Raw genomic sequence first — 25,602 nt, forward strand, 5'->3', positions numbered from 1 at the left:
TGGGGAGCCGAGCGTGGGGTGCCCGGTACGCTGGGGGGAGTTTCACGTGAAACAGCCCCCGATCCGCGAAGACTGGATGAACGACGATGCATCGGTACAGGTCCCACACCTGCGGCGAGCTCCGCGCCTCTGACGTCGACACCGACGTCCGGCTGAGTGGCTGGCTGCACAATCGGCGCGACCTGGGCGGCATCCTCTTCATCGATCTGCGCGATCACCACGGCATCACGCAGCTCGTCGCCCGCCCGGGCACGCCCGCGTACGAGGCGCTGGACAAGCTGTCCAAGGAGACGGTCGTCCGCATCGACGGCAAGGTCGTCTCCCGCGGCACGGACAATGTCAACGCGGAGCTGCCCACCGGCGAGATCGAGGTCGAGGTCGGCGAGGTCGAGGTGCTGGGCGCGGCCGCCCCCCTCCCCTTCACGATCAACGCCGAGGACGGCGTCAACGAGGAGCGGCGCCTGGAGTACCGCTTCCTGGACCTGCGCCGCGAGCGCATGCACCGCAACATCATGCTGCGTACGGCGGTCATCTCCGCGATGCGCCAGAAGATGTCCGTGATGGGCTTCAACGAGATGGCGACGCCGATCCTGTCCGCCACCTCCCCCGAGGGCGCGCGCGACTACGTCGTCCCCTCGCGCGTCCACCCCGGCAAGTTCTATGCCCTGCCGCAGGCGCCGCAGCAGTTCAAGCAGCTGCTGATGATCTCCGGCTTCGACCGCTACTTCCAGATCGCGCCCTGCTTCCGCGACGAGGACGCCCGCGCCGACCGCTCGCCGGGCGAGTTCTACCAGCTCGACGTCGAGATGAGCTTCGTCGAGCAGGAGGACGTCTTCCAGCCGATCGAGAAGCTGATGACCGAACTCTTCGAGGAGTTCGGCGGCGGCCGCCACGTCACCTCTCCCTTCCCCCGCATCCCGTTCCGCGAGGCGATGCTCAAGTACGGCTCCGACAAGCCGGATCTGCGCGCCAAGCTCGAACTGGTCGACATCACCGACATCTTCGAGGGCTCGGAGTTCAAGGCGTTCGCGGGCAAGCACGTGCGCGCCCTGCCGGTGCCGGACGTCGCGTCCCAGCCGCGCAAGTTCTTCGACCAGCTCGGTGACTTCGCGGTCGCGCAGGGCGCGAAGGGCCTGGCCTGGGTCCGCGTGGGCGAGGACGGTTCCCTCACCGGCCCGATCGCGAAGTTCCTCACCGAGGAGAACGTCGCCGAGCTGACCAAGCGCCTGTCGCTGGCCCCCGGCCACGCGGTCTTCTTCGGCGCGGGCGACTTCGACGAGGTCTCGAAGATCATGGGTGCGGTCCGCGTCGAGGCCGCTCGCCGTGCCGGCCACTTCGAGGAGGGCGTCTTCCGCTTCTGCTGGATCGTCGACTTCCCGATGTACGAGCGGGACGAGGAGACCGGCAAGATCGACTTCTCGCACAACCCGTTCTCCATGCCGCAGGGCGGCCTGGAGGCCCTGGAGACCCAGGACCCGCTGGACATCCTGGGCTGGCAGTACGACATCGTCTGCAACGGCGTCGAGCTGTCCTCCGGCGCGATCCGGAACCACGAGCCCGAGATCATGCTCAAGGCCTTCGAGATCGCCGGCTACGACCGTGACACGGTGGAGGAGAAGTTCGCGGGCATGCTCCGCGCCTTCCGCTTCGGCGCCCCGCCGCACGGCGGCATCGCCCCGGGCGTCGACCGCATCGTGATGCTCCTCGCCGACGAGCCCAACATCCGCGAGACCATCGCCTTCCCGCTCAACGGCAACGCCCAGGACCTGATGATGGGCGCCCCGACGGAGCTGGACGAGACGCGCCTGCGCGAGCTGCACCTGAACGTGCGGAAGCCGCAGCCGAAGTAGTTCGACGGCTGTCCGGCCGACGGGCCCGGAACCCCGACTGCGGGGTTCCGGGCGCGTTCGTTTCCCGCCCGCCCGCCCGCGCGCGCCCGCCCCTTCGGAGTCACGCTGGAGGCGGAGGTGTACGAGAGATGGCGGGTGGGCTGTGCAGGCGCGCTGCCCTGGCGTTGTGCGGTACGGCGGCGGTGGTGGTTGTGGCGGCGTCGGTGTCACCGGCGTATGGGCCGCAGCGGGTGCACGGCGAGGTGCGGGGTGTGGTCGTACGGCCGCCCGGGCGGGATCCGCGATCCGGTGCGGCGCCTGTCGCGGACAACGCGTCGGTGCCGGTGAACGGGGATCCGGTACGGGCTCGTGACCTGCGCGGACAGGTAGTGGCGAGCACGGTGACCGCGCCGCCGGACGGGGCGTTCTCCTTCAGTCTGTCGCCCGGGGGCTACCGGATCACCGAGGACATCTTCGGCATCGGCCGCCAGGTCGAGGTACGCGCGGGTGCGACGGTGTCGGTGACGCTCACCATCCCCAGCGCGCACTGACGTCGGACGGTCCGAGCGGCGGGCTCCGTTCGACCATGGGGTGGAATTGTCCGGGCAAAGGAATGGCTGTCGTCGCGTCTGACCATGCCCTGTTCCCGGGGGCAGCCACGCTGCTGAGCGGCTCGTATCTCTCGATGAGGGGATTCGCTCGTGGACAGCGTTCCGCCGTCGCCCGTACCCGGGCGATCATCTTCAGCGCTCAGACGACTACTCACCGCCGCCGTCGCGTTGGGACTGGCCGCTCCTGTGAGCGTGCCGGCCCAGGCCTGGGCCGCGACTCCACCTCCGGCGCCGGTGCGCCGGCATCAGGACCTCAACAGCAGCCCGCCGGATCTCACCGTCCGCGAGGGAAGCGGGCGCCGGGCGCCCGCGAAATCGCGGCGGGTGCCGGGCCTGTCCGGGGCGTTCGTCATCGACGCGTCGGCCTCGGCGAGCAGCGGGGGCGGCAACGAACCGTCCATCGCGATCAACCCCGCCAACCCCGACCAGATCGCGATCACCCGGTTCAACGGCCAGTTCTGGCAGAACGGCAACGCGGATCTGCTCTACTCCACCGACGGCGGCATCAGTTGGTCGGAGCGGACCACCATCCCGACGCCGGCTGTGACGGGTGCGCCGAACGGCCCGTACGACCAGACCATCGACTACGGGCGGGACGGCAGGCTCTACGGCGCGTTCCTCGTGTGCAACGCCCCCTCCGCGGGCCCACCCCCTGTTCCGGAGTGCAACTCGCTGCGCGTGGCGACCGGTTCGACGACCGACCCCACCAACACCTCGGCCTGGACCTGGAAGGACAGCCCGGGCGGTGCCAGCAGCGGCGCCCGCACCAACGTCGACCAGCCGTGGCTGCTGGTCAACCGTGACAACACCACGGCGAGCCAGGACAACACCTATACCGCCTTCCAGGACTTCGGCGGCTCCCCGGACGCGCGCGTGGCCGTCTACCGCGGTGCGAACACGGCCAACGTCTCCGCGGACAGCAAGGCGGGCACGATGAGCCCGCTCGCCACCAACGGGGGCCTGCGGCTGGCCAAGGACCCGCGCAACGGCACCATGTACGCGCTGTACCAGCAGTCGACCGGAACCAACCAGACCAACAGCGTCCTGAAGAACCAGCCGGTCAACGTCACGTACCGGCTCAACCGGTCGACCGACGGCGGGGCGCACTGGAGGCTGGGCGGCACCGGCACCGGCGACAACGACGGCATCGTCGTGGCCAAGGTCGACAGCGACCAGGGCCTCGGGTACAAGTTCGGCAGTGTGAACGCGCTGCTCGGCGGCGTGGACCACGCGGCCGTCGACCCCAGCAACGGTGACGTGTACGTCGTCTACGGCCAGAACGTCTCGGGCAACAACCAGCTCAAGATCAGCCGCCTCACGGCCAACGGATCCGGCGGCCTCAACGTCGGCACGGCCACCAACGTCTCCACGTCGACGAACGCCGCACTGCCGTCGGTCGCGGTGCTCGACGACGGAACCATCGGCGTCCTCTACACCACCTCCGACGGCAACAACACCGCCGGCTTCCCCGTCTTCAGCGCGCACCTCGCCCGCAGTACGGACCACGGCGCCACGTTCACCGACACCGTGCTCCAGACGTTCTCCTCGCCGGAGCAGGACCGGACCGGCTGCGACACCAGGCCGCAGCCGCCCAACCCCAACCCGCCCAACCTGACCTGTGCCCGGCAGCGCGTGCTCGGCGACTACCAGCAGCTCAAGTCGGTCGGCAACACCTTCTACGGCACGTTTCCGGGCAACACCAACGGCGCGAACCCGACCTCGACACCGCCGATCCACGCGATGTTCTTCAGCGTCCCGCAGGGCACCCGGACGACCCTGGCCTCCTCCGCCAACCCGTCGGTGTACGGCCAGCCGGTGACCTTCACCGCGACCGTCAAGCCCGTGCCCGACGGCGGCACGGTGAGCTTCAAGGTGGACGGCAATGCCCTCGGCGCCCCCGTCGCGGTCGACACGACCACCGGCAAGGCGACATCCAGCGCGATCTCCACGCTGAGTCCGGGACCACACACCGTGGATGCCGCCTACAGCGGCAACGCCAACTTCAAGGGGAGTACGGCCTCCTCGCTGATCCAACAGGTCAACAAGGCCCCGGTGGTCACGACCCTCTCCTCCAGCGGGAGTTCGTCCGGGTTCGGTCACCCCGTGACCTTCACCGACACCGTCTGCCCGGGTCCCGCCAGCACCAACCCGAACTCACCGCCGACCGGAACCGTCACCATCAAGGACGGCACCACCGTGCTCGGCACACCGACCCTGACCCCGGGCGGCGGCACCCACTGCAGCCAGGTGCACGTCTCCTCGTCCAACCTGCTGCCCGGCACCCACGCCATCACCGCCGACTACGGCGGCGACGCCAACTACAAGGCAGCCGCCACCGAGCACTTCACCCAGAGGGTCACCTGTACGCGGACCATCACCGGCCGGGTCGACTCCGTCACCGCGACCCCTGGGAGCACCTGCGTCATCAATGCCCAGGTCGATGGCTCGGTTCTCGGTGTTTCGGGCGGCGCGATGTTCATCAGCAACTCGACCATCGGAGGCAGTGTCCAGTCCCTGAACGGCACGCTGTTCGGCCTCTGTGGCAGCCGGCTCGCCGGAGAGGTGCACGTCATCGGAGCCACGGGCTTCGTCGTCATCGGGGACCCCGGTGATGATCACTGCTCGGGCAACCACATCACGGGCAGCGTTCACCTCACCAACAACCGTGCCGGCGCCGAGGTCGTCGTCAATGTCATCGGCGGTGCGCTTCAGGTGATCGGCACGACAGGCGCCGGGCCGTTCCCGGTGGACAGCAGCGTCGGCATCGTGGGCAACACGATCCAGGGCACGCTGTTCTGCTCGGGCAACGTCCCCCCGCCGACCAACCGCGGTGTTCCCAACACGGTGACCGGAGGCCGCTCGGGCCAGTGCGCGGCACTCTGAACCCCGGCCCGTAGCACCACGCACCAAGCACCACGTCCGGCCAGGCCCTGAGGGCCTGGCCGGACGGCGCATGTGCCCGAGTTGGCCCCCAGCGGCTGTGCGAGGACGCATGAGGACCGTCAGTCCTCCGCCGGAGACGTCCCCTCCTCCAGCAAGCGCTCCGCGATGTCCGTCGACCAGGTCTGGGCCCAGGCCCGTAGAGCGGTGGTCTCCTCGTTCGTCAGGCCGTACGTCGTGAAGGCCGCGTCCGCGTAGGTGTCCGTGCCCTCCAGGCGGGTCTGGAGGGTGGGGAGGTCGAAGTCGTCCCTGGCGTGGCGGCGGCCCAGTTCCTCAAGGTCCTGGTGGGTGAAGCGGGACGAGGCCGCCCTTGCGTCGATCAGGTCGACCGGCAGGCCGCGGTCGTACAGGGCGCGGATCTTCGTGCCCACCGCGTCCTCCAGGCAGAGCGTCGGGCCGTACGGGGTCAGGACGGGCGGGCTCCAGAGGGTCTCCTTGTGGAGGCCGAGGAGGGACGCCGTGCCGGATTCCGGGTCCGTGACCGACAGGTGGGCGGAGAGGGGGTCCGCGTCCCGGAGGGTCACCTCGCGGCCCCGGGAGATGAGCGCGTCGCGCAGGGCTGCCGCGAGGTGGGGCATCGGCTCGGCGCTCTCCGTCGCGAAGTCCACGTTCGCGTGCGGGCGTTCGAGCAGTCCGTGGGCCTGGAGGGCGTAGCCGCCGGCCAGGGACAGCGGGGCGGCCGCGGCGAGGACGTCGGTGAGGAGGCGGCGGTGGGGTTCGGGGAGGTTCACTCGGCGCATTTTCCGGGCCTTCTGTCACACGCGCTCGGTTTGAGGCGTCAGTGGTGTGTCCGGCACCGAACCCGTGGGGAGCCTCGCATGCACACCGCCTACGTCGTCGTCACCGTCCTCGCCGCTCTGATGGCCGGTTTCTCGGGCATCGTCCTGCTTCTGCGCGTCCCGTGGATCGTCCAGGGGCTCAGCGACTACCGGGTACCGCGCTCGTGGTGGACCTGGCTCGGGCTGGCCAAGGTCGCGGGTGCCGTCGGGCTGGTGGCCGGGCTGTTCGTGCCGTTGATCGGGGTGATGGCGGGGGTGGGGCTGGTGCTCTACTTCGCCGGTGCTGTCATCACCGTGGCGCGGGCTCGGTACTACGCGCACATTCCGGCCCCGCTCGTCTATGCCGTTCCGGTAGTCGCCGCGCTTGTCCTCGGGGCGGTGGCGGGCTGAGCATCTGCCGACACGACACAACGGCCGAGGCCCGGAACCGGCCTGTCGCAGGCGGTTCCGGGCCTCGGCGTGCGTGTATACGCGGACGCGTTACGCGCTCGGCTTCTCCTCGAGACGCGGGAAGAGGACCGCGCCCTTCGTCACCGTCGAGCCGGCCGGGAGCCTGCCCCACTCGCCGGCCTCCTGGACCCTCTGGTCGGCCAGGGAGCCGAGGGACGCCTCCGCACCCAGGGAGTCCCAGAGCTTCTGGGAGGTCTCCGGCATGACCGGGTTCAGCAGTACGGCCACCGCGCGGAGGGACTCGGCCGCCGTGTAGAGGATCGTCGCCAGGCGGGCCTTGCCCTCCGGGCTGTCGTCCTTGGCGACCTTCCACGGCTCCTGCTCCGTGATGTAGCCGTTGACCTGCTTGACGAAGTCGAAGACGGCCAGGATGCCGCCCTGGAAGTCGAGCTCGTCGCCGATGCGGCGGTCCGCCTCCGCGGTCGCCTTCGCCAGGCCGTCGTGGATCGCCTTCTCGGCCTCGCCGTCGGCCGTGGCCTCGGGCAGCGCGCCGCCGAAGTACTTGCCGACCATCGCCGCGACGCGGGACGCCAGGTTGCCGTAGTCGTTCGCCAGCTCGCTCGTGTAGCGGGCGGAGAAGTCCTCCCAGGAGAACGAGCCGTCCTGGCCGAAGGCGATCGCGCGCAGGAAGTACCAGCGGTACGCGTCCACACCGAAGTGGGAGGTGAGGTCCTGCGGCTTGATGCCGGTGAGGTTCGACTTCGACATCTTCTCGCCGCCGACCATCAGCCAGCCGTTCGCGGCGATCTTGCCGGGCAGGGGCAGGCCCTGCGCCATCAGCATCGCCGGCCAGATCACCGCGTGGAAGCGGAGGATGTCCTTGCCGACCAGGTGGACATTGGCCGGGAAGGTCGAGTCGAACTTCTCCTGGTTCTCGTTGTAGCCGACCGCCGTGGCGTAGTTCAGGAGCGCGTCGACCCACACGTAGATCACGTGCTTGGCGTCCCACGGGATCGGGATGCCCCAGTCGAAGGTCGAGCGGGAGATGGAGAGGTCCTGCAGGCCCCGGCGGACGAAGTTCACGACCTCGTTGCGCGCGGACTCCGGCTGGATGAAGCCGGGGTTGGCCTCGTAGTGGGCGAGGAGCTTCTCGCCGTACTCGCTCAGCTTGAAGAAGTAGTTCTCCTCGCTGAGGATCTCCACCGGCTTCTTGTGGATCGGGCACAGCTTCTGACCTGCGAATTCGCCTTCGCCGTCGACCAGCTCGCCCGGGAGCTTGTACTCCTCGCAGCCGACGCAGTACGGGCCCTCGTAGCCGCCCTTGTAGATCTCGCCCTTGTCGTACAGGTCCTGCACGAACTCCTGGACGCGGTCCGTGTGGCGCTTCTGCGTGGTGCGGATGAAGTCGTCGTTCGCGATCTCCAGGTGCTCCCAGAGGGGGCGCCAGGCCTCGTCGACGAGCTTGTCGGCCCACTCCTGGGGGGTGACCCCGTTCGCTTCGGCCGTGCGCATGATCTTCTGACCGTGCTCGTCCGTGCCGGTGAGGTACCACACCTTCTCGCCGCGCTGACGGTGCCAGCGGGAGAGCACGTCGCCTGCGACGGTCGTATAGGCGTGGCCCAGGTGAGGAGCGTCGTTGACGTAGTAAATGGGGGTGGAGACGTAGTACGCCTTCTCACCCTGCTTCTCGGATCCAGTGGCCGCCATAGGTCGAAATCCTACTGGTCCCGCGGAGATCGACTCACATGCGTTTCGGGGGGTGGACGGGGTGATGGACGGAGCGACGGACGGGGGCGGGCGGAGGTTCCGCCCGCCCCCGTGTGGTTGCGTCTCGTCGTGCTGTGGCGTCGTTACGGGCGCCAGGCCGCCAGGACGCCTTCGTAGAGCTCCGCGTCCGTGAGCTCGCGGGGGGTCGGGCCCGCGTGGAAGAAGGACGTGTTGTCCGTCTTCAGCTTGCGGAGGTAGTCGAAGGCCTTGTTGTCGTACTCCCCGAAGGCGACGAAGGAGAAGAAGACGGAGGGGTGGGTCTTCGCGGCCTCGGTGAGGGCCTGGGTGGCGGGGGTCTTGGCGTCGGGGGCGCCGTCGGTCTGGAAGACGACGAGGACGGGGGCCGTGCCCTCCGTGGTCTTGTCGTGGTGGGCGAGTACGGCTTCCACGGCGGCGTGGTAGCTCGTACGGCCCATACGGCCGAGGGTGGCGTGGACCTCGTCGATCTTGTTCTCGTGATCGGTGAGGGTGAGGTCGGCGGTGCCGTCCACTTCCGTGGAGAAGAAGACGACGTGGACCGTGGCCTCGGTGTCGAGGTGCGCGGCGAGGGCGAGCGTCTGCTCGGCGAGGGCCTGCGCGGAGCCGTCCTTGTAGTACGGGCGCATGCTCGCGGAGCGGTCGAGCACGAGGTAGAGCTTCGCTCGGGTGCCGGTGAGGTCGGCCTGGGCGAGGGCGGGGGTGGCGGCGCTGTAGGCGGTACGGAGGGAGGCGGGGACGGCGGGCTGAGCCGCCTCGGCTTCGCCTTCGGCGGCCGCGTCCCCACCCGCACCACCCGTGCGGCCTGCGTCGTCGGCTGCGGGTGCCTCTTGTGGGGCTGCCTCGCCGTCGGCGGCCTCCGGTGCGTTCGCCTGGGCGGCTGCCGGCTGGGGGTGGGCTTCGGCGTCCGCCGCGTCCGCCGCGTCGGTCGTGTCCGTCGCGTCTGCGGCGTTGGCCGTGTCCGGCTCGGGCTCGTCGATCAGCGCGGGCTGCGGCTCCGGCTCGGGGGCGGTGTCGATTTCCGCCGTCGGCTCCGCCTCGGGCTCCGGCTCGACGACCGGTTCCGGCTGCGGCTCGGGCTCGGTTTCCGTGACGATCTCGGCGGCTGCCTCGGGTGCCTCCGGCTCCGGCTGCGTCTCGTCGGCCGGTTCGGCATCTGCCGGAGTCACAGCGGTCGGCTCGGTGACAAGTTCCGGCTCGGGTTCGGCGAGGAGCTCGGGCTCGGGCTTGGTTTCCGTGGCGGTCTCGGTCGCCGCTTCCCGCTCGCCGGGCTCCTCGGTGACCGGCTCCTGTTCAGCAGCGGGCTCGGCGGCGGGCTCGGGCTCAGACGTCGGCTCGATGACGGGCTCCGTCGCGACAGGCGTTTCCACCGCTTCCGGCTCCGCCGCGACCGGCGTTTCCGTGCCCTCGGGGGTGGCATCGGTCTCCGGCTCGGCCAGGGCGTCGAGCGCCTCCGGCGTCGTTTCGGCAGCCGTCTCCGGGTCGGCAGGGGCGTCCACTGCCTCCGAGGTGGCGTCGGTCTCCGGCTCGGCGGAGGTGTCGACGGCCTCCGGGGCGACTTCAGCCTCCGGCTCGGCAGCGGCATCCACCGTCTCCGGCGTCGCCTCGGCCACCGTCTCCAGCCCGGGCTCCGTCACCGCCGCTTCCTGCTCGGCGGGCGTCTCGACGACCGGCTCCTGCTCGACCGACGTTGCCTCGACCGACGCAGCCGGCTCGGTCAGCGCAGCGCCGGCCGACTCCGTCTGCTCCACCGGCGCAGCCGGCTTCGGCACCGTCACGTTGCCGAAGGCTGCCGAGACCAGCTCGTGCTCGTTTCGGGGCTCGGGGACCTGAGCGGTCGGCGTCGGCTTCGGTTCCGGGGACGGCGTGGGGATCGTCGGTTCGGCTTCCCGGGACGGGGCCGTCGGCTCCTCCTCCTGGGACGGGTCCGACGACTCCGTCTCCTGCGAGGGGACCTGCGGCTCAGCCTCCCGGGACGCCTCCTGTGAAGGAACGCGCGGCTCCGCTTCCCGCGACGCCTCCTGTGAAGGAACCCGCGGCTCCGCTTCCCGCGAAGTCTCCCGCGAAGCGACCCTCGGCTCGTGCGAAGTCTCCTGTGAAGGGACTCTCGGCCCGTGTGGAGAGGCCGACTGGGCGGCCTTGTCCGCAGGGGGTGTTGGGGTGGGGGTGTCCTGCGAAGGAACTTGTTCCGCACCCTCGGCTTCGGCGGCGGTGCGCGCTCTGCGTGATCGGCCGAACGCGTTCCGCAGGAGAGTGAGAATGCCCATGTGCGCAACCCTTCGCGTGAGTTGATGCCCGTCAAACCCTGGCCAGGGCGGACACGTAAGGTTAGCCGCCCCAAGTGGCGATCTTGGGAAGGGGAGCGGGGGCGGGGGCCGTACGTGTCCGTCGTCCAGGTCAGTGCGGCAACGCGATCGCGCGGGCCGCTGCGACCTCCTGGCGGACGGGTTCCAGGACGCTGTCCGCGGGGCCGGTGAGGTCGGTGCGGAGGGGGGTCAGGGTCGTGGACTGGCGTACGCCGTCCGACAACTCCCTTAGCTGGCGCACCAGGTGGGTGATCTCCGACGGGGACGGGGGCGGGGCGCCGTGGCGTACCCGGACCCCGGCCGCCGTCGTCGCGTCGACGATGCGTTCCACGGCGACGACGAGGGGCCACCAGGCGGTCGCGCGGCGGCCGGTGGGCGGGGGTTCGGTCAGGGCGCGCTGGAACTCGGTGCGGATGACGGAGAGGTCGCGGTAGAGGCGCCGGCGCATCTGGGCGCGGGTCGCCGGGTCGGTGCCTTCTCCTTCCTCCTTGAACGCGGACTCGACGTAGTCCGCGCTGTCGTCCACCGCGTCCGCCAGCCGGTCGCCGACGCGGGTGTGCCAGCTCTCCGGCCACAGCAGATAGCCCGCGACGAGCGCGATCGCGCAGCCGATGAGCGAGTCCACCAGGCGGGGCAGCAGCAGTCCTATGCCCTGGTGGTTGATGATGTCCGCGAGGAGCAGGATCGCCGGGGTGATCGCGGCCGTCTGGAAGCCGTAGCCCCGCGGCGTCAACGCCGGGATCAGCGCGGCGAGGACCATCATCATCGGTACGTCCCACCAGCCCCGCGGCACCTCCGTGAGGACCGCCGCCGCGATCGCCAGGCCGGCCACCGTGCCCAGGGCCCGCATCAGGGCCCGGGAGAAGACCGAGCCGAAGTCGGGCTTGAGGACGAAGGTGATGGTGAGGGCGACCCAGTAGGAGCGTTGGACCGGGGCGATCGAGACGAGCACCTGGGCCAGGCCGATGCACAGGGCCAGCCGTACGCCGTAGCGCCAGGAGTTGGCGGAGAGCATGACGGCGCGGGCCGCGCGCGCGGTGCGGATGCTCAGCGCGGCCGGGGTGCCCAGGCGGTCGTCGACACCGTGGGGGTCGACGTCGGGAGCGGCGACGACCTCGGCGGCGTGACGCAGGGCGTGGTCGACGGCCCGGCCCGTCTCGGTGGTGGGGACCGGGAGGTCCGGTTGTACCGGGACCGTGGAGCCGGTCGCCACGGCATCGGCGAGCCGCAGGACCGCCTCGGGGATCTCCCGCGGGAGCGTCGTGCCGGCGAGGTGGGCGACGGGGGCCGCCTCGACGACATGGGTGATCACGTTCAACTGAGCCAGCAGACGCGTCAGTTCGGGGCTGCGACCGTGGTGGCGGGTGCGCCGGCCGAAGATGAGGTCGTACGAGCGGTTCAGGGACTGGGTGACGGCGCGGCGGGCGGTGTCGTACTCCTCCGCCCGGCCGGGACCGGACGCGGCGAGCAGCGCGGCCACCGTCCGGTACGTGTTCGCGACCGCCACCCGCTCCGGCACCCCGGACCGCAAGGGCCAGGCGAGCAGGGCGAGCAGCAGGACGAGGAGGCCGCCGCCGGTCAGTAGCGCCATGGCCAGCCACCAGGGGCCGGGCAGCGGAAGTCCCGCGCCCACCACGCAGTTCAGGAGCAGGACCAGCCCCGACACGGAGGCCACCGCGCCGATCGTCGAGATCATCCCGGAGACGAGCGCGACGCCGGTGACGACGGCGACCGCGAACCAGCCGTGGCCGTAGACGAGATACCCGAGGGTGACGCCGACGGCGCCGAAGATCTGCGGGATCGCGATGTGGAGCAGGCGCAGCCGGTAGGCGTCGGCGGTGTCGCTGATGACGCCGCTCATGGCGCCCATGGAGGCCAGCGCGCCGTACGCCGGCTGTCCCACCGCGAGTCCGATGGCGAGCGGCAGTGCCATGGCGATGCCCGCGCGGACCATGGCGGACCAGTTGGGCGGCGGCGCCGGCTGGGGCTGGAGGTTCCGGATCAGCCAGTCGGGAGGAGTGAGGCCGATGGGGAACTCGCGGGGCATACGCCCATTATGACTGGTCCCTGGTGAACGGCTTCGGGCGTGGAGATGTCATGTGCGCTGGTGGAGCGTGAGATCGACGAGCAGCGCGCGGTGGTCGGTGTCGGCGAGGCGCAGAAAGCGGGCGTGCCGCGCGGAGAAGTCCGGGGACACCAGGACGTGGTCGATCTGGGCGCCGATGACGCGGGCGGTGCGGGCCGGCCAGCTCGGGGTGCGGTCGCGTCCGGCGAGGCGGGCGGCGTCGTACAGCCCGGTGTCGAGGACGCGGCGGAAGGCGGCGTGGTCCTGCGAGGCGTTGAAGTCCCCGGCCAGGACCGTCGGGGTCCGCCGGTCGGCGGCGGCGAAGTCGCGCAGCCGGCCCAGTTCCCGGCGCCAGAGGCCGAGCTGACCGGGCAGCGGGGGCACGGGGTGCGCGAGTTGGAACCGTACGTCGTGTCCGCGCACGTCGGCGACGGCGCCGGGCATGCCCATGGTGCCGGGGACTCCGGCGGTGCCGTGGAGCGGATGGCGGCTGAGGATGAGCGAGCCCCGCGAACCGCCCGCCCTGACCGCCTGCCGATGCGGATAGGTACCGGTGAAGTCCCGTTCCAGCGTGGCCTGGCAGGCGTACGCGCACTCCTCCACGAACACCACGTCGGGCCGGTGGCGCCGGATCTCCGGCACGAGGGAGGCGGTCGCGCGCCCGAACTCCATGTTGGAGGTCAGCACCCGCACGTCGGCCAGGCCGGCGCCGGTGGGCTCCGAGATCCTGCCGTACGGCTCGATGAACCAGGCGAGCAGCCCGAGGGCGGCCACGCCCCACACCAGCCCCGTCCACCAGCGGGCCAGCAGCGCGCACAGCAGGGCCGCGCCGGTCGGCACCAGCAGCCAGGGCAGGAAGGCGAGCAACTGAGGGACGGGTGTGCTGCCGTCGGTGCCGGCCGCCCGGCAGCCGACGATGACACTGACCCCGGCGAGCAGCAGCGCGGCGCACCCGATGCCGAGTCCGCGTCCGGTTCGCCTGGGTCGTGCGGGGCCGACGCCGCCCGGGTACCCGCTCGGGTCGTACGGCCATGGCCCGGGCGTCTTTGACGGTCCCGAACCCCGGACGGGCTGGTAGGTCACGGGCACGAGGGTACGGAAGTGCAGGGGCGTACGGGACCGTCCGGGATGCCGTACTTCCGTATCCGTTCACGACGTCCGCGCCCGCTCACACCCCTGCGCGCGGGGGCGGGGGCGCGGACGCGCGGCGGCGCCGGGCCAGGCGCAGGACGCGGACGTACCGGGTGAGCCAGGTGATCAGGGCGACGGTGAGGCCGAGGCCCAGCAGCAGCCAGGAGACCGTGCGCAGGGTGGCCGTGAGGGCGTCGTAGACCACGCCCGCGGCCGGGTGGGGGACGCCGGCGGGCAGGCCGGCGAGAGTGAGGCGGCGGCCGACGGCGACGAAGAGGCCGAGCAGCGCGCCGCCCAGGGCGGTGCCGAGGGCGGTCGCGGTAACCGCGCGGCGGCGCTGGACGGCGAGGGCGATCCCGGCGACGGCGAAGACGACGGACGCCACGGGAAGCCAGAAACCGGCGATCTCGAGCACGTCGAACCCCTTCCGGAGCAGGGCCAGCTCCCGGGCCGGAAGCACGGCGACGGCGGTGTGCTCGACCGGGATGCGGGCCGCGAGCGGCACATGGTCCTGGGTGAGTTGGGCCTTGACCTGGGCGGCGACGGGGGCGAGGTCGACGGTGACCGGCTGCTCGTGAAGCGCGTCCGCGGCGTCCTCGGCGCGCAGCGCGCGCAGTACGGCGTCGTGCGTGATCCGGTTGCCCGCGTCCCAGGCGAGTCGGAAGGCCCGGGTCTGGGTGAAGGAGTGCACCGCGTCGTGCACGAAGGGGCCCATGGTGCCCCGCATCGGGCCGGTGTCGACCCGGTGGCCGACCTCGCGCATGATGTCGGCGCCGACGGTGTCCGCGACGGCGTTGCGTACGTCCGGGTCGGCGGCGAGCGGCGCCATCGTCGTGACGTACCGCCCGGTGTCGGCGAGCCCGTACGCCGCCCAGGCCGCCAGTGCGCCGAACGGCACGAGGAGGCAGGACAGGGCGATCAGCGCCGCGGCGGCGGCGCTCCGGAGGCGTGAGGGCACTCTTCCAGCCAAGGGGCTCGGCGCGGGGCGTGCGAGCGGCACGACTGCATTCGGGGCGAGATACGGCGGAAAACCAGCCGGACGGGTGTCACCCGGTCGGTCTCCTGGGCCTCGCCTCGACAGCCGGGCCGTTCGCTCTCCGGTGGAGGGTTCACCCGAACGGGTGTTTCCTGGTTCTGAAGGTTCTTGTGGGCTTCGAGGGGCGTGTGAACGCCGTCGAGTCTGTGGAGCGGGCTCGGCGGTTGGTGAAGGAGGGAACAGGGGAGCGCGTGGGCCCCGGCATGCGTGCCGGGGCCCACGCGTGCGCCCGCGTCACTCGACCCGGTGGCCCTCCGCGTCCTCGTGCGTGTAGTAGCGGTAGAACAGCACAAGGAAGAAGCCCACCGCGACGGCCAGCGCCGTGCCCGCGCAGCGCAGCACGGCGGCGCCGGTCTGGCTGAACAGGAAGCCGAAGGCGATGCCCGCGAAGGCGGACCACACCACCGCGTGCACCTCGCGCCTCATGTGGGGGCCCAGCGCCTGGAGGACCATGTACAGGGCCGCGAACACGAACGCGGACACGAAGCCGAGCAGCAGGTTCCAGCCGGTGATGGGGCCGCCGTCGCGGCTGTTGGCCGCGGCCCAGTAGCCGTAGACGAGCCCGAGGAAGACGGGCCACACCACCCGGGCGACGGCGTGGGTGCGCTCGCTGAAGACGTCGGGCAGAGGGCCGCGCCGGGTCGCACCACCACCCGTCGCGGGTGCCGCTTGAGCCATGAGAGCACTCCTCTCTCCTCGACTCTCCCCGCCTCCAGAGCACACCTGGGGCGGGGGCCTGGCAAGTCGGGTGCCCGGATGCGGGCCGGGTCACGCCGTGCTTCGCTGGGGTGCGTGACCGACGACGACTCCCCGTGGCGGTACGGTCCGCTGCTGCGGGTGCGGGGGCACAGCGTCGCGTGGGTGTTTCCGCTGCTGCTGCTCGTCGGGATCGGTCTGGTCGACATCAACACCAGCGAGAAGTTCCGGATCGTCTCCTGGATCGTCGTCGTGCCCGCACTCGCCGCCGCGCTCTGCGGGGTGGGGACGACGACCGCGTTCTGTGTGCTCTCGATCGTCATGTACGTCGCCGTGGACACCATCTGGCCCCACCAGTACCGGGCCGGGCTGCCCGACTTCATCCTGGTCGCCGTCGGCGGGGTCCTGGCCGTGCTGGCCTGCGCGCTGCGGCTGCGCCGTGAGCGCCGCATGCTGCACATGCGGGACATCGCCGACACCACCCGCCGTACCGTCCTGCGTCCGCTGCCGGCGCGCGGGGGCGGCCTGGACCAGGCGGCCGTCTATCTCGCCGCGGACACCGAGGCCCGCATGGGCGGCGACTTCTACGACGTCCAGCCCGGCCCGCACGGCACCCGCGTTCTCCTGGGCGACGTCCAGGGCAAGGGCCTGGGCGCGGTGGAGGCCGCGGCCGCGCTGCTCAGCACCTTCCGGGAGGCCGGCTATCACGAGCCGGACCTGACGACCGTCGCGCGCCGCCTGGAGATCCGCATGCTGCGCCACCGCGACCTCGTCGCCCTCGTCGGCGACGACGACTGCGACCGCTTCGCCACGGCCGTCCTGGTCGGCTTCCGCCCCGACGACCGGGCCACGGTCGAGATCGTCAACTTCGGCCATGAACCGCCGCTCGCGGTCGCCCCCTGCGGTGTGCGCCCGCTGCCGGTCGGCGAGGGTCTCCCGCTCGGCCTCGGCGAGCTCACGGACAGCGCCTGCCCGGCGGCGCACCGCCTGCCGCTGGCCGCCGCCGAGACCCTGCTCCTGGTGACCGACGGGGTGACGGAGTCCCGGAACGCGGCCGGGGACTTCTATCCGCTGGCTCGCGAGGTGGCGCGGGCGGTCGCGGCGGACCCGCGCACGGCCGAGCCCCGGCGGCTCGTGACCTTCGTACGGGACGGCACGCTCGCCCACTGCGGCGGTCGTCTCACCGACGACACCACGGTCTTCGCGGTACGGCGGCTGATGGCCGACGACCCCGTACGTGGCCGTTCCCAGGCCTGACGCCCACGTCGGCGACGGCAGCGGTTACGGTGCTGCCGTACGGGATCGACGTGATCGACGGGGCCGACGGGAGACCGGAGGGACCCCTGCGACCGGCCGATCCGACGGGATCCACCGGATCCACAGGACCGACAGGGGGAGGGCCGATGCCCGGGACCGTGCTGCTGCTGGCCGCGTCGCCGGCGGGCCGGGGGCGACTGGTGGACGCGGCCTCCGTGCTTCCCGTCCTCGCGGCCGTCTCCCCGGCCGTGCTCTCCGGCACCGACACCGCCAACGTGGTCGAACTCGCCGACCCCGTCGAGCCGCAGGCCGTCCTCACCCGGCTGCGTGCCGCCGCGGCCGTGCCCGGACCGCTCACCGTCTTCGTCACCGGGCAGCTCCAGCTCGACCGCAGACAGCGTCTTCCCCATCTGGCGCTGGCCCGCACCACCCCGGCGACCGTCCGCTACACGGCGTTCCCCTGGCACTGGATCCGCGAGGAGCTGCGGCTGCGCCCGGCCGGCGCGACCACGCTCGTGGTCGACCTGCATGCCGACGCCGAGGCCTGGGACCATCTGCGGGCGCATCCCCTCGACTCGGGCCGCGACAACGCCGTCTACGGCCGGATCGCGCCGCCGCCTCCCGCCCGCCGCGGCCCCGCCGTGCCGTCGTACATGAAGACGGTGGCGACGATGCTGCGCAGCGGGCACCGGCCGCCGCCGGAGGAGCTGCACCAGCAGGTGCTCGGCCGGATCGCGGCCGAGGCGGCCACGAACATCCTGCTGGCCGCGCGGGCGCCGGGCGCCGGTGACCCGCACGCGGTGATCGCCGGTGCCGTGCAGGCCGGGCGGCACGCCGAGGCCGACTCGCTGGCCGCGCAGTGGGAGCAGGCCGCGGTGCGCGCGCACGGACCGGGCTCCGAGGACGCGCTGCACTGGGCCGAAGTCCGGGCGGATCTCGCGATGTTCGCAGGTGATCCGGTGCGCAGCTGCCGCACCTGGCTGACGGTGGCCGGGGCCCGGCTGGCCGCGGGGCAGGCCGCGGACGCGCCCCCCGTGGAGTCGGCCGTGGACCGGGCCCACCACCAGTGGGGGCTCATCCAGGACACGGCGAGCGCCCGCGAACTCGGCTCCGCGCTCGCGGAGTTGAGGCTGCGGGTGCCGGGGCGGAAGCAGGGCGCCCTGGGTCATGTCCAGCGGCAGCTGCGCCAGCTCCACACGCAGAGCTGAGTCCGGCCGCCGGCACTCGACCCGGCCGACTCTTTACCGGATCACCTGAGTGATCCGGCTGCCGTATCCGTACTGGTGTGTGGCCGAACCGCCCGTGGGCGGGATTCACGACCGGGCAGGAGGCACGGTGCGCTTTTCGCGGAACGCGTTGGGGACTCTGTTCGTGGGCGGTGCGTTGACCGTGACCCTCGCGGCACTCGCCTACCCGAGCATGCTCGGCCTGACCACCGTGTCGACGGACCAGTCGCGGGTCATCGCCCAGACCCAGTGGGGACCGCTGACCGAGGGGGACCGGGACTTCGTGGTCAAGGTGCGGGCGGCGGGGCTGTGGGAGTACCCCGTGGGGCAGATGGCGCTGAAGAAGGGGACCTCCAAGGCCGTCCTCACCGCGGGACGGCATCTGATCGCCGGGCACGCGGCGCTGGACGCCACCTGCCGCCGGATCGCCCCCATGCTCAACGTCACCCTCCCCAACGTGGCGAGCCCGCAGCAGCAGGGCTTCGTCAGGACGCTGGCCGCGGACCAGGGCAAGCAGTTCGACAAGGACTTCGCCAACATCCTGCGCATGACGCACGGTTCGATCTTCAACACGGTCGCGAAGATCCGGTCCACCACCAAGAACACACTGGTGCGGGCGTTGGCGGACCAGGCCAACAACACGGTTCTCGACCACATCTCGGTCATGGAGAAGACGGGTCTGGTCGATTTCGACCAGACCCTGTTCCAGCAGACCACCCCGCCGAAACTGCCGACCTCGGACCTGACCCCGCCCCCGCCGCCCCCGGGCCAGCCAGAGGTGGTCCTCACCCCGCCGGCGGGCTCGGGGACCTCGCCCACCCCGACGGTGGGGTGAGGGCCGCGGACGGCGGCCGCGCGGTCAGGCTCCCAGCCACACGGTCGTGTCCGCCGGCAGGCTGCCGCCCGGCTCCGGCAGCGGCGCGCTGCTCAGGAGCACCTCGCCCGACGGGAGCGGCACCGGCGCGTCCGACAGGTTCGTGACGCACCGCCAGCCCTCCGAGCGCGCGAAGTGCAGGATGCCGGGCAGGCCGTCCTCGGCCCACGTCAGCCGCTCGCCCTCCAGCAGCTTGCGGCGCAGGCGCAGGGCCGTGCGGTAGAGCTCCAGGGTCGAGCCCACCGTACCCGCCTGGGCCTCGACGGCGTACGACGCGAAGGGCGCCGGCTGCGGCAGCCACGCGCCGCCCGCCCCGAAGCCGTACGACGGACCGCTCGTCGTCCACGGCAGCGGCACCCGGCAGCCGTCGCGCCCCTTGCGGGTGTGGCCCGTCTGCGCCCAGACCGGGTCCTGCAGGGCGGCGGCGGGCAGGTCGACGACCTCGGGGAGGCCCAGCTCCTCGCCCTGGTAGAGGTACGACGATCCGGGCAGCGCCAGCATGAGCAGCGTCGCCGCCCGCGCCCGGCGCAGGCCGGCCTCCTCGTCGATCCGCGGCACGCGGCCTTCGGACAGCAGCCAGGCGTTGTCGTCCGTGCCGGGCGGCAGCATGAGGCGGGATGCGTGGCGGATGACGTCGTGGTTGGAGAGCACCCAGGTGGCGGAGGCCCCGGCGGTGCGGGCCGCGGACAGGGCGTCGGTGATCGTCCCGCGCAGCTCGTCCGCGTCCCAGTGTGCTTGCAGATAGGGGAAGTTGAAGGCCTGGGCCAGTTCGTCCGGGCGGGCGTACAGCGCGGTGCGGGCTCCGGGCACCCAGGCCTCGGCGACCGCGGTGCGCGGCGGGGAGTAGGCGTCGAAGACCTTGCGCCAGTCGCGGTAGATCTCGTGAACCTCGTCGCGGTCCCAGTACGGATGCGTGCCGGGCGCCACGTGGTCGAGCGCGTCCTCGCCGGTGGCGGCCAGGTCGCCGATGTCCCGGAGCGGCTCGGTGAGGTCCTTGGCCAGGCCGTGCGCCACGTCGACGCGGAAGCCGTCGACGCCCCGGTCGGACCAGAAGCGCAGCGTGGTGCGGAAGTCGGCGCGGACCTCCTCGTTGTCCCAGTCGAGGTCGGGCTGCTCGGCGGCGAACAGGTGCAGGTACCAGTCGCCGTCCGGGACCCGGCGCCAGGCGCTGCCGCCGAACACCGACGGCCAGTCGGTGGGCGGGAGTTCACCGTTCACGCCCCGCCCCGCGTGGAAGACGTAGCGGTCGCGGGCCGGTGAGCCGGGCCCCGCCCGCAGCGCCTCCTGGAACCAGGGGTGCTGGTCCGAGGTGTGGTTGGGCACGATGTCGACGATCACCTTCAGGCCCAGGCGGTGCGCCTCGGCGACCATCGCGTCGAAGTCGTCCAGGGTGCCCAGGCGCGGGTCGACGTCGCGGTGGTCGGCCACGTCGTAGCCGCCGTCGGCGAGCGCGGAGGGGTAGAACGGGCTGAGCCACAGGGCGTCGACGCCGAGCGTGCTCAGGTGCGTCAGGCGTTCGGTGATGCCCTTGATGTCGCCCAGCCCGTCGCCGTCGGCGTCGGCGAAGCTGCGCGGATAGACCTGGTAGACGACGGCCTGCCGCCACCAGTCGGGGTTCCTGGACGAGAGGTCGGTCACGCGCACTCCTTTTCAACGACTTCGAGGACACGCCCCGCAGGACAGACGGACACCTACCCCTCGTGGCCCCGCTGTCCAGCCACCGTCTCCAGATAGAGCCTCACGTACCGCTCCACGTCGACGTCCAACGCCACGTCGACGAGCGGCCGTTCGCGTCCGCCCTCGTGGATCTCCGACTCGCCGGGGCGCGGCCGCCGGTCGACGATCGTCTGGCCGCGCGCCGGGCCGGGGGCGAGGCAGACCTCGACGGGCAGCGGACGGGTCGTGAGTCCGGCCGGGTCGGCGACCGCGCACACGGCACCGGCGTCGCCGAGTCCGCCGGCCTGGTCGTCTCCGTCGGGTTCGGGGGAGGCAGGGCGGTGGGCCAGCAGCTCGCCGGCCAGCCGGGCGCCCGGTTCCGTGCTCGCGCGCAGCCGTCGTACGTCCGCTCCCGGCACGGCGACCCGCGTGAACACGTCGAGCCCGTACATGGTGATCGGCACCCCCGCGGTGAGCAGGATCGCGGCCGCCTCCGGATCGTGCCAGACGTTGAACTCGGCGACCGGTGTGGCGTTCCCGGTGGCCGCCGCGCCGCCCATGAACACGATCCGCTCGATGTTGCGGGTGATCTCGGGGTGGGTGCGCAGCAGCAGCGCGATGTTGGTGGGCGGGGCGGTCGGGATCAGGGTGACCGGTCGCGGCGAGGCGAGGATCTCGCGGCGCAGCAGGGTGACCGCGTCCACGTCGGCCGGTGCGCGGTTCGGCGCGGGCAGGCCGAGGTCGCCCATCCCGTCCTCGCCGTGCACGTGCCGGGCGGAGCGGGGCGGTTCGACCAGCGGCCGTTCGGCACCGCGGGCGACGGGGATGGCAGGCGCGCCCGCCTGTTCCAGCACGGTGAGGGTGTTGCGGACCACCCCGTCCACGTCCGTGTTCCCGGCGACACAGGTGACGGCGCGCAGGTCCAGTGCGGGGTGGCGTACGGCGAGGAGCAGCGCCAGGGCGTCGTCGACGCCGGTGTCGCAGTCGATGATCACGGGGATGCTCGTCCGGTCGGTCACTGCGGGGCTCCTTAGCTCCGGTCCCTCGGTCCCTTGCGACTCTTCCCTGGTCTTCTCTCCCCTGGTGTCCCCCGGCCGACCTTATGCGGCGGCCCGCCGCGGAGGGCGGTTTCGGCGGCTCCCGGTGTCTCTCACCCGGACGGCCCGCCGCGCTGGTGGCCTGGCCCGCGCGGTGATGCTGTAAGGGCGTAGATCGCCACCGCCACCGCCACCGCCGTCGGCACCGCATCAGGAGGCCTCCCGCCATGTCCCTCCCCCAGGCCCGCCTCCTCACCGTTTCCGCCGGTGCCTTCGCCGTCCTGCTCGGTGTCTCCGGGTGTCTGGGCTCTGGGCCGGACCGTCCGGCGGGCGCGGTCTCCGCGGCTCCCGAGACCACGGGGCACTCCGCCGCCCTCACCGAGGCACAGGCACGGGCCGCGCTGATCACCGAGGCCGATCTCGGGGTGCCGTGGGGGCCGACCGGCGGGGCCGCGACCTGGCGGGACACGCTGCTCAAGGCGTCCACCGACGCCCCCGCCTGCCAGCAGCTCCTCGACGGGCTGTACGCCGACGAGCTGTTCGGCGAGCCGCCCGGGACGTACGCCGTGACCGCGCTCGACGACGGCGACGACCAAGCCCAGCTCCGCTACCAGGTCGCCACCCGGCGCCCGGCGGACGTGGACCGCACGCTGGCCTGGCTGAAGACGCTGCCGCAGACGTGCGCCCAGTTCACGGCGGCCACGACCGCCGTGGGCCGGCAGGACGTCCAGGTCACCGAGATCGCGCTGCCGCGGTTCGGGGACGCGCGCGAGGCCCTGCGGGTCACGGTGAAGGGTCTGGAGGACATGACCGAGGACGGCGCACCCGTCACGCTCACGCTGGACGTCGCGGCCGTGCGCGTCGGTGACGACACGATCGTCCTGACCGACGGCGCCCTCGGCACACCGCCCGCGGACGTCCCCCGCCAGGCCCTCGAACTCGGCATCCGGCGCCTGACCCAGGTCCGGGAGACGGGCCGGGCCCAGGCCTGATTCCGCCCTCGGCCGCCTCCGACGCCCCCTGTTCCCCTTGCCGGTGGGCTTGCGGAGCCCCTAGGTTGAGCGGCGCATCAAGGCATGCTGAACACGTCGCTGTTGTTGCGAGGTTGCCGTGCTCGGACGCACCGCCGCACGCTACGGACGGACCGCCGCAGTTCCCCGCTCCCGACTCCGTTCCCTCGGGGGGACCCCCACCGCCAGGGGCCTGATCGCAGCCGTGGTGGCCGCGGTCGCCCTGATCACGGCGGCGAACGTGAGCCCGGCGCGAGCGGCCGAAGGTCCGGGCAGACCGGCATCCCAGGGCGTGCCGCAGGTCCCGTACAACGGTTGATGAAATGTTGACCAGTTGGTGGGCGAGAGCAGATGAAGCCCCGACCTACGTTGGGTCACATGCCCCCACAGCCGCCCCCCAGGGTCCCCACCGCGCTTCCCGTCCTGCCCTACCGCAAGCCCACCAAGGGCCGCGACTACTGGGTCCTGGACGACGCTCTGTCCGACGTGGACGCCGTACGCGAGCGGTGTCTCGCCAAGGACGACTGGGTCGAGGGGTACCCGTACACGCAGGAGAGCTGGCCGGGGCTGCGGGCCATGCCGGGGCTGGAGCCGGGTGAACTCGCCCGTGTCGAGCGGCTGGTGAAGAAGGCGACGGGAGCCAAGGAGCTGTGGGTGCAGCGGGCGCCCGGCGGCGGCACCCTCAACCACAACTGCGTCCAGGTCGTGGGCGAGGGGGAGAGCGAGCCGCGCCCGCACACCGACTCGCGCGCCCTGTGCCGGTACGCCGCCGTGCTCTATCTCAACCCCGGCGTGCCCAAGGACTGCGGGACGAGCTTCTTCCGGCAGTCGCTGCCCGGCGGGCGCCTCGGCGGCAATGTCGTCCAGGCCCCGCACAACAACCTCGTCGAGGCCCTGGGGACGCGTTTCGTGGCGCCGGACGCGTTCGAGGAGGACGTACGGGTCCCGCACAAGTGCAACCGCCTGCTGCTCTACAACGCCAACCTGGTGCACAGCGCGACCGGTTACTCCGGCCGGACACTGGAGGAGAAGCGGATGACGGCGGTCTTCTTCTGGATGGCCTGAGGGCGTAAACCCCCGTGCGACACCCGGGAGTCGGGATCAGTACCGGAGCGCCCGCGCCACGTCCGTCTTCACCTCGCCCGACAGCTTGCGCGTGCTGCTGGCGGTGGCCTTGGCCTTGCCGCCGGCCGGTACGTCCTTGACCGTGACGACGGTCGCGTCGAGGAGGTTGCCGCTCGCGTCCGTGAAATCGACCTGTACGGCGAAGGACTTGGTCGAGCGTGCCGTGTTGTGGGCCGTGACCTCGACGGTGGCATGTCCGCCGGAGCCGGTGCCCGGTGTGCCCAGCGCGACCTCGCCCTTGGCGTTGACGCCGTTCTTCACCTCGTCGAGGCGCCGCCGCGCCTCCGCGCTCGCCGACGCGGCCGATTCTCCGGCCTTCGAGGCGAGCGAGGAGGCGGCCGACGCCGCCGACGCCGCCTTGCTGGCGGCGGAGGACGACGGGGTGTTGTTGTCGGAGCAGCCGCTCAGCCCCAGGAGTGCCGCGAGCGCGGCCACGGTCGCGGCCGTCGCCGCGCGCATTCGGTAACCGGCCATTCCGCTCCGCCTCCACGTTCCGCGCGTCCGCCGTGCGCGTCCGTCGTGCACCGCGGTCCCACGCTTCGGTCCTCGCCCCAGTCAAGAGCCGAAGCCGCGAGGCCGCATGCCGACATCACCCGAATGGCCTAATCCCCGTGGTGCGGGCCCGGCCCGAGCCGGATCGTCGTAAACGCGACACGTCACTGACCGGCACGGCGCGGCACGGTCCGCGCACGGGACCCGCGGAGGCACGCCATGGCACAGCAGACGCAACCGATCCAGCCGCATGACCACCGCAACGACTGGGCGACCGGCGGGGCCGTCTTCGCCGGCGTCCTCCTGCTGGTCAACGGCATTCTCCACATCTTCCAGGGCATATCCGCGATCGCCGCGGACGATGTGTGGGCCCGCATCGGCATCTACGTCTACAAGGTCAGCCTCACCGGCTGGGGCATCATCGTGCTGATCGTGGGCGTCATCGCCGTCGTCGTCGGCGCGGGCATCCTCAAGGGCTTCGACTGGGCACGGGTCCTCGGCATCGTCCTCGCGTCCCTGAGCCTCATCGCCCAGTTCCTGTTCCTGCCGTACGCGCCGATCTGGTCGTTCATCATGATCGCCATCGACGTCTTCATCATCTGGGCCCTGGCGGTGTACCGGCCCGCGCCCGGATCCACCGTGTAAAGCGCGTAAGGCGCGCAAAGCCGGTCCCCCGCGCAGGCGCCGCCCTCCGGCCGAAGGCCCTCCCTACGGCTGGAGGGCCAGGCGCAGCCCCAGGGCGACCAGGACCGTCCCGGATATCTGCTCCATACGGCGCCTGACGGACTGCCGGCGCAGCAGGCCCCGGGCCCGCCCGGCGAGCCACACCAGCGGCACGTACCAGATCAGGTCGACGACGGCCCAGATCACCGAGAAGGCGATCAGCATCGGCAGGACCGGGGCGCCGTGGGGCACGAACTGCGGCAGGAAGGACACCGCGAACACACCCGCCTTGGGGTTCGCGAAGTTGGTGACCAGACCTTGCCGGCAGGCCCGGCGGCGGGACACGGCGGGAGCCTCCTCCGCCTCCTCGTCCGTGCCAGTACCGCCGCTCCGCCGCGCCTGCCACAGTGCGCGTGCCCCCATCCACACCAGCACCGCGGCGCCGAAGATGCGCATCGCGTCGTAGGCGACCTGGGAGGCCAGCAGCACGGCGGAGAGCCCGAAGGCCGCGGCGAGGCCCCACAGCAGGACCCCGCACTCGTTGCCGAGGACCGTGGCCATGCCGGTGCCGCGGCCGTTCACCACCGCCCGGCGCAGGATCACGGCCGTACTCGGCCCCGGAACCATCGCGATCAGGAAGGCCGCTCCGACGAACGCGGCGAAGGAAGTCAGCATCGGGTCAGCATCCGGGGCCGCCCAGGCGCCCGCAATACCCTTTCCCGCTCTTCTTCCGCCT

Annotated in this window: 21 protein-coding genes; 10 read left to right on the top strand and 11 right to left on the bottom strand. The window is 71.9% G+C overall.

Annotated elements, in window-relative coordinates; all coding sequences use genetic code 11:
- Positions 1 to 86 precede the first annotated feature (86 nt).
- From aspS to ABZ910_RS05335, 3 genes are all read left to right on the top strand, one after another.
- A complete protein-coding gene (gene aspS, locus ABZ910_RS05325) occupies positions 87 to 1,850 on the top strand; it encodes an aspartate--tRNA ligase (protein ID WP_361359536.1) in 1,764 nt (587 codons plus the stop codon).
- A gap of 128 nt (positions 1,851 to 1,978) precedes the next feature.
- On the top strand, positions 1,979 to 2,380 hold the full coding sequence (locus ABZ910_RS05330) for a hypothetical protein (RefSeq protein ID WP_361359539.1): 402 nt from the start codon (positions 1,979 to 1,981) through the stop codon (positions 2,378 to 2,380).
- A gap of 294 nt (positions 2,381 to 2,674) precedes the next feature.
- Complete coding sequence (locus ABZ910_RS05335; protein WP_361359542.1) at positions 2,675 to 5,323, top strand: Ig-like domain-containing protein; 2,649 nt, start codon at positions 2,675 to 2,677, stop codon at positions 5,321 to 5,323.
- Between the two features lie 119 nt (positions 5,324 to 5,442).
- Here the strand turns inward: ABZ910_RS05335 and ABZ910_RS05340 are convergent, their stop codons facing one another.
- Positions 5,443 to 6,111: a hypothetical protein gene (locus ABZ910_RS05340; RefSeq protein ID WP_361359545.1), complete on the bottom strand. Its 669-nt coding sequence runs from the start codon at positions 6,109 to 6,111 to the stop codon at positions 5,443 to 5,445.
- Positions 6,112 to 6,198: 87 nt separating this feature from the next.
- Between ABZ910_RS05340 and ABZ910_RS05345 the strand changes: the two genes are divergently transcribed.
- Positions 6,199 to 6,549 (top strand): DoxX family protein, encoded by a 351-nt coding sequence (locus ABZ910_RS05345; protein ID WP_361359548.1) that lies wholly within the window; start codon positions 6,199 to 6,201, stop codon positions 6,547 to 6,549.
- A 90-nt stretch (positions 6,550 to 6,639) separates the two neighbouring features.
- On the opposite strand, the gene metG is transcribed toward ABZ910_RS05345, so the two are convergent.
- From metG to ABZ910_RS05375, 6 genes are all read right to left on the bottom strand, one after another.
- Complete coding sequence (metG, locus tag ABZ910_RS05350; protein WP_361359551.1) at positions 6,640 to 8,256, bottom strand: methionine--tRNA ligase; 1,617 nt, start codon at positions 8,254 to 8,256, stop codon at positions 6,640 to 6,642.
- 143 nt (positions 8,257 to 8,399) lie between these two features.
- Complete coding sequence (locus tag ABZ910_RS05355; RefSeq protein WP_361359554.1) at positions 8,400 to 10,559, bottom strand: VWA domain-containing protein; 2,160 nt, start codon at positions 10,557 to 10,559, stop codon at positions 8,400 to 8,402.
- 130 nt (positions 10,560 to 10,689) lie between these two features.
- Complete coding sequence (locus ABZ910_RS05360; protein ID WP_361359557.1) at positions 10,690 to 12,645, bottom strand: FUSC family protein; 1,956 nt, start codon at positions 12,643 to 12,645, stop codon at positions 10,690 to 10,692.
- 48 nt (positions 12,646 to 12,693) lie between these two features.
- Entirely contained in the window at positions 12,694 to 13,620 is a 927-nt protein-coding gene (locus tag ABZ910_RS05365; protein ID WP_361359960.1) for an endonuclease/exonuclease/phosphatase family protein, read from the bottom strand.
- Positions 13,621 to 13,831: 211 nt separating this feature from the next.
- Positions 13,832 to 14,752: a hypothetical protein gene (locus tag ABZ910_RS05370; protein WP_361359560.1), complete on the bottom strand. Its 921-nt coding sequence runs from the start codon at positions 14,750 to 14,752 to the stop codon at positions 13,832 to 13,834.
- Between the two features lie 312 nt (positions 14,753 to 15,064).
- A complete protein-coding gene (locus tag ABZ910_RS05375) occupies positions 15,065 to 15,508 on the bottom strand; it encodes a hypothetical protein (protein ID WP_361359563.1) in 444 nt (147 codons plus the stop codon).
- 114 nt (positions 15,509 to 15,622) lie between these two features.
- On the opposite strand from ABZ910_RS05375, the gene ABZ910_RS05380 reads away from it, so the two are divergent.
- From ABZ910_RS05380 to ABZ910_RS05390, 3 genes are all read left to right on the top strand, one after another.
- Positions 15,623 to 16,783 carry a PP2C family protein-serine/threonine phosphatase gene (locus ABZ910_RS05380; RefSeq protein WP_361359566.1) on the top strand — a complete coding sequence of 387 codons (1,161 nt, stop codon included), beginning with the start codon at positions 15,623 to 15,625 and terminating at the stop codon, positions 16,781 to 16,783.
- Between the two features lie 146 nt (positions 16,784 to 16,929).
- Complete coding sequence (locus ABZ910_RS05385; protein WP_361359569.1) at positions 16,930 to 17,991, top strand: hypothetical protein; 1,062 nt, start codon at positions 16,930 to 16,932, stop codon at positions 17,989 to 17,991.
- 163 nt (positions 17,992 to 18,154) lie between these two features.
- Positions 18,155 to 18,844 (top strand): DUF4142 domain-containing protein, encoded by a 690-nt coding sequence (locus tag ABZ910_RS05390; protein WP_361359963.1) that lies wholly within the window; start codon positions 18,155 to 18,157, stop codon positions 18,842 to 18,844.
- A gap of 24 nt (positions 18,845 to 18,868) precedes the next feature.
- Here ABZ910_RS05390 and ABZ910_RS05395 read toward each other — a convergent pair whose 3' ends face one another.
- Both ABZ910_RS05395 and ABZ910_RS05400 read right to left on the bottom strand, forming a co-directional pair.
- Positions 18,869 to 20,521, bottom strand: a complete 1,653-nt coding sequence (locus ABZ910_RS05395; protein WP_361359572.1) for a glycoside hydrolase family 13 protein — start codon at positions 20,519 to 20,521, stop codon at positions 18,869 to 18,871.
- Between the two features lie 53 nt (positions 20,522 to 20,574).
- A complete protein-coding gene (locus ABZ910_RS05400) occupies positions 20,575 to 21,558 on the bottom strand; it encodes a nucleoside hydrolase (protein ID WP_361359575.1) in 984 nt (327 codons plus the stop codon).
- A 245-nt stretch (positions 21,559 to 21,803) separates the two neighbouring features.
- On the opposite strand from ABZ910_RS05400, the gene ABZ910_RS05405 reads away from it, so the two are divergent.
- Entirely contained in the window at positions 21,804 to 22,568 is a 765-nt protein-coding gene (locus tag ABZ910_RS05405; protein ID WP_361359578.1) for a hypothetical protein, read from the top strand.
- 396 nt (positions 22,569 to 22,964) lie between these two features.
- Positions 22,965 to 23,651: a DUF6445 family protein gene (locus ABZ910_RS05410; RefSeq protein WP_361359581.1), complete on the top strand. Its 687-nt coding sequence runs from the start codon at positions 22,965 to 22,967 to the stop codon at positions 23,649 to 23,651.
- 36 nt (positions 23,652 to 23,687) lie between these two features.
- On the opposite strand, the gene ABZ910_RS05415 is transcribed toward ABZ910_RS05410, so the two are convergent.
- Positions 23,688 to 24,185 carry an FxLYD domain-containing protein gene (locus ABZ910_RS05415; RefSeq protein WP_361359584.1) on the bottom strand — a complete coding sequence of 166 codons (498 nt, stop codon included), beginning with the start codon at positions 24,183 to 24,185 and terminating at the stop codon, positions 23,688 to 23,690.
- A 237-nt stretch (positions 24,186 to 24,422) separates the two neighbouring features.
- On the opposite strand from ABZ910_RS05415, the gene ABZ910_RS05420 reads away from it, so the two are divergent.
- Entirely contained in the window at positions 24,423 to 24,848 is a 426-nt protein-coding gene (locus ABZ910_RS05420) for a hypothetical protein (RefSeq protein ID WP_361359587.1), read from the top strand.
- Positions 24,849 to 24,911: 63 nt separating this feature from the next.
- On the opposite strand, the gene ABZ910_RS05425 is transcribed toward ABZ910_RS05420, so the two are convergent.
- Positions 24,912 to 25,541, bottom strand: coding sequence for a LysE family translocator (locus tag ABZ910_RS05425; RefSeq protein ID WP_361359590.1), 630 nt, complete (start codon positions 25,539 to 25,541; stop codon positions 24,912 to 24,914).
- Between the last annotated feature and the right edge of the window lie 61 nt (positions 25,542 to 25,602).

Origin of the sequence: Streptomyces sp. NPDC046805 (genome assembly GCF_040645355.1) — a bacterium.
In the GTDB taxonomy this organism is placed as follows: Bacteria; Actinomycetota; Actinomycetes; order Streptomycetales; family Streptomycetaceae; genus Streptomyces.